The sequence below is a fragment of the Streptomyces sp. NPDC054813 genome, assembly GCF_053611365.1.
This window is the reverse complement of the sequence record NZ_JBSHAF010000012.1, coordinates 210,387-223,189: the sequence shown is the minus strand read 5'-3', so window position 1 is coordinate 223,189 and position 12,803 is coordinate 210,387. Positions and strand designations below refer to the sequence as shown.

Here is a 12,803-nt window from a genome sequence, read left to right as displayed (position 1 = left end):
GGGCGATGGGCCGGCTCAGATGACGAAGCCCGGTTCTCCCGCGTCCGTGACGACCTCCCGGCCCGCCGCCTGCCACACCTGCATGCCGCCGTCCACGTTCACCGCGTCGATGCCCTGCTGGGCCAGGTACATCGTGACCTGGGCCGAACGGCCGCCGGAGCGGCAGATGACGTGGACGCGGCCGTCCTGGGGAGCGGCCTCGGTGAACTCGCCGTAGCGGGCCGCGAACTCGCTGATCGGGATGTGCAGGGCGCCCGCGGCGTGGCCCGCCTGCCACTCGTCGTCCTCGCGGACGTCCAGCAGGAAGTCGCCGTCCTTGAGGTCCGCGACCTCGACCGTGGGCACACGCGCTGCGAAGTTCATGGCTCCGACGCTACCCGACCGCTACTCCTGGGTGAGCAGCGCGGCCAGCTCGGTCTCCCGCTCGGCGACGTCCTTGTAGAGCTTCTCGGCGATCTCGTCGAGGAGGCTGTCGGGGTCCTCGGGGGCCAGCCGGAGCAGGCCGGCGATGGGACCGTCCTCCAGTTCCTTGGCGACCAGGGTGAGCAGTTCCTTGCGTTCGGCCAGCCATTCGAGGCGGGCGTACAGCTCCTCGGCGCGGCTCGGCTTGCGCTCGGGCGGGACCGGCCCGGCCGCCCACTCCTCGGCCAGCTCCCGCAGCAGGGCCTCGTCGCCGCGGGCGTAGGCCGCGTTGACCCGGCTGAGGAACTCCTCGCGCCGCTCCTGCTCGGCCCCCTCCTGCACCAGGTCGGGATGGGCCTTGCGGGCCAGCTCGCGGTAGAGCCGGCGAGCCTCCTCGCTGGGCCGCACCCGCTGCGGGGGCCGTACCTCCTGCTCGGTGAGCATCGCGACGGCCTCCGGGAACAGGCCCTTGCTGTCCATCCAGCCGTGCAGCAGTTCCTCGACGCCGGGGATGGGCAGGACCCGGGCCCGGGCCTCCTCGGCGGCGCGGATGTCCTCGGGGTCGCCGGTGCGGGCGGCCTTCGCCTCGGCGATCCGCGCGTCCAGCTCTTCGAGGCGGAGATAGAGGGGGCCGAGCTTCTCCTCGTGCAGGCGAGAGAAGTTCTCGACCTCGACACGGAAGGTCTCGACCGCGATCTCGTACTCGATCAAAGCCTGCTCGGCGGCCCGCACGGCCCGCTCCAGGCGTTCCTCGGGCCGCGGTGCCTCAGACTGCTCAGCTTCCGGGGTCGTCACCCGACCAGACTAGGGCCTGTCGTCCTCATGGGTGGCCGCCACCCACTCGGCGACCAGATCTCTGCAGGCCACGACGAGGGTTCCGGGACGGCAGGCCAGCTCGTGGGTGCAGCCGTCGGTCCTCGCCGTTCTCGATGACGACGTACTTCACCGTTCTCGATGACGACGTACTTCGCCTCAGTGCCCAGGGCCCGTCACCGGAGGTCACACCCCGAGTTCCGCCGCGATCCGGCCCGCCCGTACCGCGGTCACCAGTTCCCCGTGGTCCGCCTCCGTGCGGTCGGCGTAGGTCACCGCGAACGCGGCGATCGCCTCGTCCAGCTCCTCGTTCTTGCCGCAGTAGCCGGCGATCAGACGCGGGTCGGCGCTGTGGGAGTGGGCGCGGGCCAGCAGCGCGCCGGTCATCCGGCCGTAGTCGTCGATCTGGTCGGGCGACAGGGCCGCCGGGTCGACGCTGCCCTTGCGGTTGCGGAACTGGCGGACCTGGAAGGGACGGCCCGCCACCGTGGTCCAGCCGAGCAGGATGTCGCTGACCACCTGCATCCGCTTCTGCCCGAGGACCACCCGGCGCCCCTCGTGGTCGACGGCGGCCGCATCGAAGCCGGCCGTCGCCAGGTGCGGCACCAGCGCGGACGGGCGGGCCTCCTTGACCTGGAGGATCAGCGGCTCGCCGCGATGGTCGAGGAGCAGCACGACATACGACCGGGTGCCGACACTGCCGGTGCCGACTATCCGGAAGGCGACGTCGTGCGGGGCGTGCCGGGAGAGCAGCGGGTGGCGGTCCTCGGAGAGCGTGGTGACGTAGTGCTCCAGGGCCGCCACGACCATGTCCGCCTCCTGGTCCGCGACCCGGCGCAGCACCGGCGCGGCATCGACGAAGCGGCGCCCGCCGTTCTCGGTGGGCTCGGTGGAGCGGGCCGCGAACCGGCCGCTGGTGTTGGCGCGGGCCTTCTCCGACACCCGGCGCAGGGTGCCGAGCATGTCGTGGGCGTCGGAGTGGGAGACCAACTCCTCGTCCGCGATGGCGTTCCACGCGTCCAGCACCGGGAGCTTCGCCAGCAGGCGCATGGTGCGGCGGTAGGCGCCGGCCGCGTCACCCGCCGCCTTGCGGCACATGTCCTCGTCGGCGCCCGACTCCCGGCCGGCCAGCACCAGGGAGGCGGCGAGCCGCTTGAGGTCCCACTCCCAGGGACCCGGCACCGTCTCGTCGAAGTCGTTCAGATCGATGACCAGGTCGCCCCGCGGGTCGCCGTACAGACCGAAGTTGGCCGCGTGGGCGTCCCCGCAGATCTGGGTGGCGATCCTGGTCATCGGGGTGCGGGCCAGGTCGTGCGCCATCAGGCCGGCCGAGCCGCGCAGGAACGCGAACGGGCTCGCCGCCATCCTGCCGACCCTTATCGGGATCAGCTCCGGAATGCGGTCGCGGTTGGACTCCTCGACGGCGCTCACCGCGTCGGGCCGGGAGCCGTCCAGGTCCAGGGCGCCGTGGCTGCCGCGCGGCACGGCCGAACGCAGCGCCTTGCCCTCCTCCTTGGGCGAGCCCTTCACCGGCCACTGCGCAAAGCCCTTCGGCGAGGGCAACTTGCGCGCCCGGGCCGTCGTCAGCTCTTCCAGTCCGGTCACGTCGACCGCCTCCCCCGCACTCCGCACACGCACACGCTCACGCACACGCACGAACATCAACTCGTCGAAACGGTACAGGTGGGAGCCGATAACGCGTCAGACCCTGTGGATAACTTCGGGAGGGCGGACGGGAAGGGGGGTTGGCCGTCGTCGGGTTGTCAGCGGCTGGTCGGCGGCTGGTCGCGCCCACGCGGCGGCAGCCGCATATCGAATACAGCCCCGCGCCCCCAGAGGCAGGGCCAGGAGTGGGAGAGGCACACCGTCGGCAGAGCGGGTGCGGGTGTGGCTGGGCAGCGGCACGCCCAGGACCCTGCGCATCGCCGCGGTGATGAGGAGGGGCACCGGCGACAACGGCGTGTACGTCACCCCGGCCAATGCCTCGGGCGCGGCCGTCGACCGGGTCGACGTGGCCCTGGCCGACGGCGCCGACGCCGACGCGGTGGCCGCCGGTCTGCGCCGGGCGGTCAGGGCGGACGGCGGCCGGGTTCGCACCGCGGACCAGTGGATCGCGGCGGCCCACCCGAGCAGCGACCGCACCACCCGCCTCGGCTTCTTCCTCGTCCTCGGCATCGCGCTCCTGTACACCGGGAGCTCCCTGGTCAACACCATGGTGATGGCCACCTCCGACCGGGTCCCCGAGCTGGCCGCGCTACGGCCGGCCGGTGCCACCCGCCGGCAGGTGCTGCGGCTGGCCGGCGCCGAGGCGCTGGCGGTGGTCGCGGTCGGCGCCCTGCTGGGCCTGCTCGTAACCGCCCTGAACCTGGCGACCGTCGCGGCGGCCCTGCGCGTCCTGCACGCCCCTGCCGCCCTCGCCCTCCCCTGGCCGCGGCCCTGGCCGCCACCACCGCCGTCTGCGCGGCCCTCGCGGTCCTGGCCGCGACCGCATCGGCCGCCACGGCGACCCGGAGACCGCACCCGCCCGCCCAGTGATGCACCTGATGCCCGCCCAGCGACTCACCTGGTGCCCACCCAGTGATCCGACCAATGCCCCGCGCAGGCCCCGCCCAGTGTTCGGCCCAGCGATTCCGCCCGGTGAGAGACACCTCACACCGACAGGAAAATCACACCGCCACCTCGGGCCGCGCGGCCCCGCACCGCACCCGTGAACCCCAACAGCACAGCAAAAAGGCCCATCGTGATCACGATGGGCCTTCTGCCTCTGTGCGCGAGGGGGGAGTTGAACCCCCACGCCCTTGCGGGCACTGGAACCTGAATCCAGCGCGTCTGCCTATTCCGCCACCCGCGCATTGGGTGTGTCCTCCGGTCCCGGCCCCTGTGTTTCCTTCGGGGCGGCGCCTTCCGACACGCAGAACACTAGCACGTGGGAGGGGGTGGGTTCACATCCCTTGTCTCCGGGCAGCGCTCACCTGAAGCTCACGTACCGAGCAGTCGGCGTTCACGTATCAACCTCGTACCGGTCCAGGCCATCTGTCCAGGAGACGGATCAGGTCCACAGTCAGGTGCGGGACACTGGTCATGAGCCGCCTCTACGATCCTTGGCAGCGGAACCGCCGATCCTTGACAGGAAGAAGCGGGCCGAGGAGTTCGAAGGGGGGCCGCTGGGGGAACCGGCTGATTGCCGGGCGCGTAGATACGATCAGTGAGCAGTAGCGGTAAGGCAAGCCGTACGGGCAACGCGACAGAGGAGGTGCCCTGTGGGAGTCCTGAAGAAGTTCGAGCAGCGTCTCGAAGGTCTGGTCAACGGCACCTTCGCGAAGGTGTTCAAGTCCGAGGTCCAGCCCGTGGAGATCGCCGGTGCGCTGCAGCGCGAGTGCGACAACAACGCGACCATCTGGAACCGCGACCGGACCGTCGTACCCAACGACTTCATCGTCGAGCTGAGCGCTCCCGACTTCGAGCGGCTCAGCCCCTACTCCGGGCAGCTCGGCGACGAGCTCGCCGGGATGGTCCGCGACTACGCCAAGCAGCAGCGCTACACCTTCATGGGGCCGATCAAGGTCAACCTGGAGAAGGCCGAGGACCTGGACACCGGCCTGTACCGGGTGCGCAGTCGCACCCTCGCCTCCTCCAGCAACCAGCAGGCCGCCCCGGAGCGCCCGCCCGCGGCCGGCGGCGCCCCGCAGCGACCGGGCGGCTACGGCTACCCGCAGTCCGCCGCGGCCCCGCCCATGCCCAGCGCACCGCCTCCCGGCGCCCCGCAGCGCCCCGGCGGCTACGGCTACCCGCAGCCGGCCCAGCCCGCCGCCCAGCGGCCCGCCGGTCCCTCCGGGCCGGTCGGCGCCTCGGCGCCAGGCTCCCGTACCCGCTACTGGATCGAGATCAACGGCACCCGCCATCAGATCTCCCGCGCGACGCTCGTGCTGGGCCGCAGCACCGAGGCCGACGTGCGGATCGACGACCCCGGCGTCTCCCGCCGGCACTGCGAGATCCGGACCGGAACGCCCTCGACGATCCAGGATCTCGGATCCACCAACGGCATCGTGGTGGACGGGCAGCACACCACCCGCGCTACGCTCCGCGACGGCTCGCGGATCGTCGTGGGCAGCAGCACCATCATTTACCGGCAAGCCGAAGGGTGAAGCGGGGGCAATGTCAGAGCTGACCCTCACGGTCATGCGGCTGGGTTTCCTGGCCGTACTGTGGCTGTTCGTGATCGTGGCCGTGCAGGTCATCCGCAGCGACCTGTTCGGTACGCGCGTCACTCAGCGCGGATCGCGTAGGGAAGAAGGACGCCGGCAGCAGCCCGCCGCCGCCCGGCAGCAAGCCGCGCCGCCGCAGCAGCGCGGCCAGCAACCGGCGGCCGGCGGGGGCCGGCGTCGCAACGCCCCCAGCAAGCTCGTCGTCTCCGAGGGCACGCTCACGGGTACGACGGTCGCGCTCCAGGGACAGACCATCACCCTGGGCCGCGCCCACGACTCCACGATCGTGCTGGACGACGACTACGCCTCCAGCCGCCATGCCAGGATCTACCCGGACCGCGACGGCCAGTGGATCGTCGAGGACCTCGGGTCCACGAACGGCACGTATCTGGACCGGTCCCGGCTGACGACTCCCACGCCGATCCCGCTGGGCGCGCCGATCCGCATCGGCAAAACCGTCATCGAGCTGCGGAAGTAGTGCTACATCATGGATAGGCGCGAGCGGAGCGAGCACGCGGCGGCGGACCGGACGCCGGTCCCCGGCGCGCTCCCGACCGGAGGGTGGGCACCGTGCGGATGTACCCGGAGCCGACGGGCGAGGTGCGCATGAGTCTGTCACTGCGCTTCGCCGCCGGATCGCACAAAGGCATGATCCGGGAGGGCAACGAGGACTCCGGTTACGCCGGTCCCCGCCTGCTCGCCATCGCCGACGGCATGGGCGGCCAGGCCGCCGGTGAGGTCGCCTCCTCCGAGGTGATCTCCACCCTGGTCACGCTCGACGACGACGTGCCCGGCTCCGACATCCTCACCTCCCTCGGCCACGCCGTGCAGCGCGCCAACGACCAGCTGCGCGCCATGGTCGAGGAGGACCCGCAGCTGGAAGGCATGGGGACCACCCTCACCGCCCTGCTGTGGACCGGCCAGCGGCTCGGCCTGGTGCACGTCGGCGACTCCCGCGCCTATCTGCTGCGGGACGGCCTGCTCACGCAGATCACCCAGGACCACACCTGGGTGCAGCGGCTCGTCGACGAGGGCCGGATCACCGAGGAAGAGGCCACCACCCACCCGCAGCGCTCGCTGCTGATGCGTGCGCTGGGCAGCGGCGACCACGTCGAGCCCGACCTCTCCATCCGCGAGGTACGCGCCGGTGACCGCTACCTCATCTGCTCCGACGGGCTCTCCGGGGTCGTCTCCCACCAGACCCTGGAGGAGACCCTCGCCAGCTACCAGGGCCCGCAGGAGACCGTGCAGGAGCTGATCCAGCTCGCGCTGCGCGGCGGCGGCCCCGACAACATCACGGTCATCATCGCGGACGTCCTCGACCTGGACACCGGAGACACCCTCGCCGGGCAGCTCTCCGACACCCCGGTCGTGGTCGGCGCCGTCGCCGAGAACCAGCACCACCTGCACGACAACGGCTTCATGCAGACCCCGGCCGGCCGCGCCGCCAACCTCGGCCGCCAGGTGCCCGGCCAGGGCGGAGGCGGCGAGTTCGGCCCGCCCGGCTCCGGCGACACCACCGGATACGTCCCGGCCGGCAGCTTCGGCGACTACACCGACGACGACTTCGTCAAGCCCCGCAAGGGCCGCAGGTGGCTGAAGAGATCCTTCTACGGCATCCTCGCCCTCGCCGTGATCGGCGGAGGCCTCTACGGCGGCTACCGCTGGACGCAGACCCAGTACTACGTCGGCGCCAACGGCACGCACGTCGCGCTGTACCAGGGCATCAGCCAGGACCTGGCCTGGGTGTCGCTCTCGAAGGTGGAGAAGGACCACCCCGAGATCGAACTCAAGTACCTGCCGCCGTACCAGCAGAAGCAGGTCAAGGCCACCATCGCCGAGGGCGGCCTCACGGACGCCCAGTCGAAGGTCCAGGAGCTGGCCGTGCAGGCCTCCGCCTGCAAGAAGGAGTCGGAGCGCACCGCGTCCGAGTCCAAGACCAACTCCAAGACCGGCCAGGGCGAGGCCGGCGGCACCACGGGAACCACCAAGACCTCTCTCACGTCCAAGGCCTCGCCAAGCCCTTCGAACTCGGCGTCCTCCACGGCGTCACCGTCCCCGTCCCCCTCAGCGACCCCCAGCCCCGGCCCCACCCTCTCGGAGGATGAGCAGAAGGTCGTCTCGCTGTGCGGTAAGCAGTAGGCAAGCCGTGAGAGGCCCTGTCACACGATGAGCAGTACTACCAACACGTCGACGAACAACACGTCCACCATCGGCTCCATCGGCACCCCGAGCCGGCGCAACACCGAGCTCGCGCTCCTGGTGTTCGCCGTCGCCATCCCGGTGTTCGCCTACGCCAACGTGGGCCTGGCCATCAACGACAAGGTCCCCGCGGGACTGCTGAGCTACGGCCTGGGCCTCGGCCTCCTGGCCGCCGTCGCCCACCTCGCCGTCCGCAGGTTCGCCCCGTACGCGGACCCACTGCTGCTGCCGCTGGCCACGCTGCTCAACGGCCTCGGCCTGGTCGTCATCTGGAGACTCGACCAGTCCAAACTGCTCCAGTCGATCCATGTATCGGGCGGCAAGGCCACCAACCAGCTGCTGTACACCGCGATGGGCATCGCGCTGTTCGTCGTCGTCCTGATCTTCCTCAAGGACCACAGAGCACTCCAGCGCTACACCTACATCTCCATGGTGGCCGCGCTCTTCCTGCTGCTGCTCCCGCTGGTCCCGGGCCTCGGCCTGAACGTCTACGGCGCCAAGATCTGGATCTCCGTCGGCGGCTTCACCATCCAGCCCGGTGAGTTCGCGAAGATCGTCCTCGCGGTGTTCTTCGCCGGCTACCTGATGGTCAAGCGAGACGCGCTGGCCCTCGCCAGCCGCCGCTTCATGGGCCTGTACCTGCCCCGCGGCCGTGACCTGGGCCCGATCCTGGTCGTCTGGTTCATCTCGATCCTCATCCTGGTGTTCGAGACCGACCTCGGTACCTCGCTGCTGTTCTTCGGAATGTTCATCATCATGCTGTACGTCGCCACCGAGCGGACCAGCTGGATCTTCTTCGGTCTGCTGATGTCGGCGGCCGGCGCGGTCGGCGTGGCCAGCTTCGAACCGCACGTCCAGCAGCGTGTCCAGGCCTGGCTCGACCCGATGAAGGAGTACACGCTCTCCCGGCAGGGCGTCGCAGGCCACTCCGAGCAGGCGATGCAGGCCCTGTGGGCGTTCGGCTCCGGCGGCACCCTCGGCACCGGCCTCGGCCAGGGCCACTCCGATCTGATCCGGTTCGCCGCCAACTCCGACTTCATCCTCGCCACCTTCGGCGAGGAGCTGGGCCTGGCCGGCATCATGGCGCTCCTGCTGATCTACGGCCTGATCGTCGAGCGCGGTGTGCGCACCTCGCTCGCCGCCCGCGACCCGTTCGGCAAGCTGCTCGCCGTCGGCCTCTCCGGCGCCTTCGCGCTCCAGGTGTTCGTCGTCGCCGGCGGTGTCATGGGCCTCATCCCGCTCACCGGTATGACCATGCCGTTCCTGGCGTACGGCGGTTCCTCCGTCATCGCCAACTGGGCGCTCATCGGCGTGCTGATCCGCATCAGCGACACCGCCCGCCGCCCGGCCCCGGCCCCCGCCGCCAACCCCGACGCCGAGATGACCCAGGTGGTCCGCCCGTCATGAACAAGCCCCTGCGCCGGATCGCGATCTTCTGCGGCCTCCTGGTCCTCACCCTGCTGCTGCGCGACAACTGGCTCCAGTACGTCAAGGCCGACACCCTCCGCGAGGACCCCGCCAACCGCCGGGTCACCATCGCCCGCTACTCCACCCCGCGCGGCGACATCATCGTCGACGGAAACCCGATCACCGGCTCCTCCGTGTCCAACTCCTCGGGTCTGAACGACCTGAAGTACAAGCGCACCTACAAGAACGGCCCCATGTGGGCCCCGGTCACCGGCTACGCATCCCAGGCCTTCGGCGCCAACCAGCTGGAGTCCCTCGAGGACGGCATCCTCACCGGCAACGACGACCGGCTCTTCTTCCGCAACACCCTCGACATGGTCACGGGCAAGCAGAAGCAGGGCGGCAACGTCGTCACCACCCTCAACGCGGCCGCCCAGAGCGCCGCCTACAACGGGCTGAAGAAGCAGGGCGGCAAGGGCGCCGTCGTCGCCCTGGACCCCGCCACGGGCAAGGTCCTGGCCCTGGCGAGCTACCCCTCGTACGACCCGTCGGCCTTCGCCGGCACCTCGGACACCGACGCCGAGGCGTGGAAGAAGCTGCAGAAGAAGTACAACCCGAACGACCCGATGCTGAACCGGGCGCTGCGCGAGACCTACCCGCCGGGCTCCACCTTCAAGGTGGTCACCGCCGCGGCCGCGCTCCAGAACGGGCTGTACACCTCCGCCGACGAGGCCACGAAGTCCCCGCTGCCGTACGTCATGCCGGGCACCACCACCGAGCTGAAGAACGAAGGCAGCATCCCCTGCAAGAACGCGACCATGCGAGTCGCGCTGAAGTTCTCCTGCAACACCGTCTTCGGCAAGATCGGCGCCGACCTCGGCAACGACAAGATGCTGGCTGAGGCGAAGAAGTTCGGCTTCGACGAGGAGCAGTTCACCCCGGTCCGCTCCAGCGCCTCGGTCTTCTCCGACAACATGAACCAGTCGCAGACCGCGCTGTCCTCGATCGGCCAGTTCAACACCGCCGCGACCCCCCTCCAGATGGCCATGGTCGCCTCCGCGGTCGCCAACGACGGCAAGCTGATGAAGCCGTACATGATCGACAAGCTGCAGTCGTCGAGCGTCGACACCATCTCCCAGACCGACCCCGAGGAACTGAGCCAGCCGCTGTCCTCCTCCAACGCCCAGGTCCTCCAGTCGATGATGGAGACGGTCGTCAAGGAGGGCACCGGTACGAACGCCCAGATCAACGGCGTCACCGTCGGCGGCAAGACCGGTACCGCCCAGCACGGTGTGGAGAACAGCGAGAACCCCTACGCCTGGTTCATCTCCTACGCCAAGCTCCCCGACGGCAGCAAGCCCGTCGCCGTCGCCGTGGTGATCGAGGACGACCAGGCCAACCGCGACGACATCTCCGGCGGCGGCCTCGCGGCCCCGATCGCGAAGAGCGTGATGGAGGCGGTCATCAACTCCAAGAAGTGACCCCGCTCACGTCCCCTTCACATCGGTGCACGTTGACATACCGGTCCTGTATCGGGTTACGGGCTTGGCCAGGTCACACAAACACAGCCGGGTACGGTAGGCCCGGATGGCAGCCTCCGACCGCACACCCGTGCCGGTCGGGACCGACGGAGAGGGCTGGTAGGGAACTATGGAAGAGCCGCGTCGCCTAGGCGGCCGGTACGAACTGGGCCACGTGCTCGGTCGCGGTGGCATGGCGGAGGTCTACCTCGCCCATGACACCCGGCTCGGCCGCACGGTGGCGGTGAAGACGCTGCGAGCGGACCTCGCGCGCGACCCGTCCTTCCAGGCCCGGTTCCGCCGGGAGGCCCAGTCGGCCGCCTCGCTCAACCATCCCGCGATCGTCGCGGTCTACGACACGGGCGAGGACTACATCGACGGGGTCTCGATCCCGTACATCGTCATGGAGTACGTAGACGGCTCGACGCTCCGTGAGCTGCTGCACTCCGGCCGCAAGCTGCTGCCCGAGCGCGCGATGGAAATGACCATCGGCATCCTCCAGGGCCTGGAGTACGCGCACCGCAGCGGCATCGTCCACCGTGACATCAAGCCGGCCAACGTCATGCTCACGCGCAACGGCCAGGTCAAGGTCATGGACTTCGGCATCGCCCGCGCCATGGGCGACTCCGGCATGACCATGACCCAGACGGCCGCGGTCATCGGCACGGCCCAGTACCTCTCCCCCGAGCAGGCGAAGGGCGAGCAGGTCGACGCCCGCTCGGACCTCTACTCGACGGGTTGCCTGCTCTACGAGCTGCTGACGGTACGACCGCCGTTCGTGGGCGACAGCCCGGTGGCCGTCGCCTACCAGCACGTCCGTGAGGAACCCCAGCCCCCCTCGGTGTTCGACCCCGAGATCACGCCCGAGATGGACGCCATTGTCCTGAAGGCCCTGGTCAAGGACCCGAACTACCGCTACCAGTCGGCCGACGAGATGCGCGCCGACATCGAGGCGTGCCTCGACGGCCAGCCGGTCGCCGCCACCGCGGCGATGGGTTCGGTGGGCTACGGCTACCCGGACGACCAGCAGACGACGGCCCTGCGCGCGGACGCCGGCGCCACGACGATGCTCCCGCCGATGAACCCGGACGACGGAGGCTACGGCTACGACGAACGCCCGGACCGCCGCCGCCAGCAGAAGAAGAGCAACACCTCCACGATCCTGCTCGTGGTCGCCGGCATTCTGGTGCTGGTCGGCTCGATCCTGATCGGGAAATGGGTGGTCAGCGGCAACGGCGCGGACAAGCCCTTCGCCGTTCCGAACTTCGTCGGCTCGACCTACGCGGACGCACAGAAGATGGCCGACAACTCGGGCCTGAAACTGGGGACCCCTACCCGGAAGCCCTGCAGCAACGCGCCCAAGGGCAGCGTCTGCCGCCAGGACCCCACCTTCGGCTCGGACGTCAACAAGGGCGACACGGTCAACCTGGTGGTGTCGACGGGCGCGCCGAAGGTGGTGGTACCGAGTGTCGTCGGCCAGAACGTCGACGACGCCACGTCGACGCTTGAGGGCGACAAGTACAAGTTCGTCGTCAAGACGAAGCAGCGAACTTCCGGGGAGGACCCCGGCACCGTCCTGGAGCAGAATCCAGCCCTTGGCGCGGAGGTCCAGAAGGGCTCCACGATCACCCTCACCGTCGCCAAGGCCGAGGAGAAGTCGACGGTCCCCGACGTCACCGGCCAGACCTGTGACGCGGCCATGGCGCAGATGACGGCCAACAACCTCAACGGCAACTGCACCGAGGTGGACACCGACGACCCCAACCTGGTCGACAAGGTCGTCTCGACCGACCCGCAGAAGGGACAACAGGTCGACAAGAACTCCACGGTGAACATCCAGATCGGCAAGGCCAAGCAGCAGACGGCCGTGCCGGAGGTTCGGGGCCAGACCGTGCAGCAGGCCAAGCAGACCCTGCAGGCGGCCGGATTCACCAAGATCCAGTTCAACGGCAACTCCAGCGACGACGCGATCGTCACCGGCGAGGACCCGCAGCCCAACACCCCCGAGGGCGACCCGGGCAACACGACGATCACCCTCACCACGGTGGGCGGCAACAACAACAACGGCGGGAACAACAACGGCGGTACCAACTTCTTCGGCGGTACCAGCGGCTGATTCGGACATAACAGTTGGGCCCCTGCCTGGATTCCAGGCAGGGGGGCCCCCGGTTTTTTAGGAAAGCGCACCCGAGAATCCGCCCCCCAACAAGATGAGCCCACCACACAAAAAAGAAACAAAATACACGAAAACAGT

Annotated in this window: 9 protein-coding genes, 1 tRNA gene and 1 pseudogene; 7 read left to right on the top strand and 4 right to left on the bottom strand. The window is 69.6% G+C overall.

All coding sequences use genetic code 11. The annotated features are described in order from the left end of the window. Window positions 1-15: 15 nt before the first annotated feature. The 3 genes from ACWGJB_RS25430 to ACWGJB_RS25420 all read right to left on the bottom strand — a co-directional run bounded on the left by ACWGJB_RS25430 (window position 16) and on the right by ACWGJB_RS25420 (window position 2,877). Entirely contained in the window at window positions 16-345 is a 330-nt protein-coding gene (locus ACWGJB_RS25430; protein WP_453382462.1) for a rhodanese-like domain-containing protein, read from the bottom strand. Between the two features lie 39 nt (window positions 346-384). Next, window positions 385-1,197, bottom strand: coding sequence for a hypothetical protein (locus ACWGJB_RS25425; RefSeq protein ID WP_453382388.1), 813 nt, complete (start codon window positions 1,195-1,197; stop codon window positions 385-387). Between the two features lie 204 nt (window positions 1,198-1,401). Further along, window positions 1,402-2,877, bottom strand: coding sequence for a DUF2252 domain-containing protein (locus tag ACWGJB_RS25420; RefSeq protein WP_453382387.1), 1,476 nt, complete (start codon window positions 2,875-2,877; stop codon window positions 1,402-1,404). Between the two features lie 183 nt (window positions 2,878-3,060). Between ACWGJB_RS25420 and ACWGJB_RS25415 the strand changes: the two are divergent. Beyond that, window positions 3,061-3,750 (top strand): annotated as a pseudogene (locus ACWGJB_RS25415) (FtsX-like permease family protein); the annotation flags it as partial. A 232-nt stretch (window positions 3,751-3,982) separates the two neighbouring features. On the opposite strand, the gene ACWGJB_RS25410 reads toward ACWGJB_RS25415, so the two are convergent. Further along, a tRNA-Leu gene (locus tag ACWGJB_RS25410) sits at window positions 3,983-4,066 on the bottom strand. A 409-nt stretch (window positions 4,067-4,475) separates the two neighbouring features. Here ACWGJB_RS25410 and ACWGJB_RS25405 point away from each other — a divergent pair. The 6 genes from ACWGJB_RS25405 to pknB all read left to right on the top strand — a co-directional run bounded on the left by ACWGJB_RS25405 (window position 4,476) and on the right by pknB (window position 12,665). Then, complete coding sequence (locus ACWGJB_RS25405) at window positions 4,476-5,360, top strand: FhaA domain-containing protein (protein WP_453382386.1); 885 nt, start codon at window positions 4,476-4,478, stop codon at window positions 5,358-5,360. Between the two features lie 10 nt (window positions 5,361-5,370). Then, window positions 5,371-5,898 (top strand): FHA domain-containing protein FhaB/FipA, encoded by a 528-nt coding sequence (locus ACWGJB_RS25400; protein ID WP_360480687.1) that lies wholly within the window; start codon window positions 5,371-5,373, stop codon window positions 5,896-5,898. A 98-nt stretch (window positions 5,899-5,996) separates the two neighbouring features. Then, entirely contained in the window at window positions 5,997-7,562 is a 1,566-nt protein-coding gene (locus ACWGJB_RS25395; protein WP_453382461.1) for a Stp1/IreP family PP2C-type Ser/Thr phosphatase, read from the top strand. 27 nt (window positions 7,563-7,589) lie between these two features. Next, window positions 7,590-9,029, top strand: coding sequence for an FtsW/RodA/SpoVE family cell cycle protein (locus ACWGJB_RS25390; RefSeq protein ID WP_453382385.1), 1,440 nt, complete (start codon window positions 7,590-7,592; stop codon window positions 9,027-9,029). Beyond that, window positions 9,026-10,510: a peptidoglycan D,D-transpeptidase FtsI family protein gene (locus ACWGJB_RS25385; RefSeq protein ID WP_453382384.1), complete on the top strand. Its 1,485-nt coding sequence runs from the start codon at window positions 9,026-9,028 to the stop codon at window positions 10,508-10,510. Before ACWGJB_RS25390 ends, ACWGJB_RS25385 begins: the two co-directional genes overlap by 4 nt. Before the next feature lie 169 nt (window positions 10,511-10,679). Continuing rightward, the gene (pknB, locus tag ACWGJB_RS25380) at window positions 10,680-12,665 is read left to right on the top strand and encodes a Stk1 family PASTA domain-containing Ser/Thr kinase (protein ID WP_453382383.1); all 1,986 of its coding nucleotides are present in this window, start codon (window positions 10,680-10,682) and stop codon (window positions 12,663-12,665) included. The last annotated feature ends 138 nt before the right edge of the window (window positions 12,666-12,803 follow it).

Bases quoted from the DNA above. Each gene is read 5' to 3' on its own strand.
- ACWGJB_RS25395 (WP_453382461.1), top strand. From the start codon at position 5,997: ATGTACCCGGAGCCGACGGGCGAGGTGCGCATGAGTCTGTCACTGCGC.
- ACWGJB_RS25385 (WP_453382384.1), top strand. From the start codon at position 9,026: ATGAACAAGCCCCTGCGCCGGATCGCGATCTTCTGCGGCCTCCTGGTC.
- ACWGJB_RS25390 (WP_453382385.1), top strand. From the start codon at position 7,590: ATGAGCAGTACTACCAACACGTCGACGAACAACACGTCCACCATCGGC.
- pknB (WP_453382383.1), top strand. From the start codon at position 10,680: ATGGAAGAGCCGCGTCGCCTAGGCGGCCGGTACGAACTGGGCCACGTG.
- ACWGJB_RS25400 (WP_360480687.1), top strand. From the start codon at position 5,371: ATGTCAGAGCTGACCCTCACGGTCATGCGGCTGGGTTTCCTGGCCGTA.
- ACWGJB_RS25420 (WP_453382387.1), bottom strand. From the start codon at position 2,877: ATGTTCGTGCGTGTGCGTGAGCGTGTGCGTGTGCGGAGTGCGGGGGAG.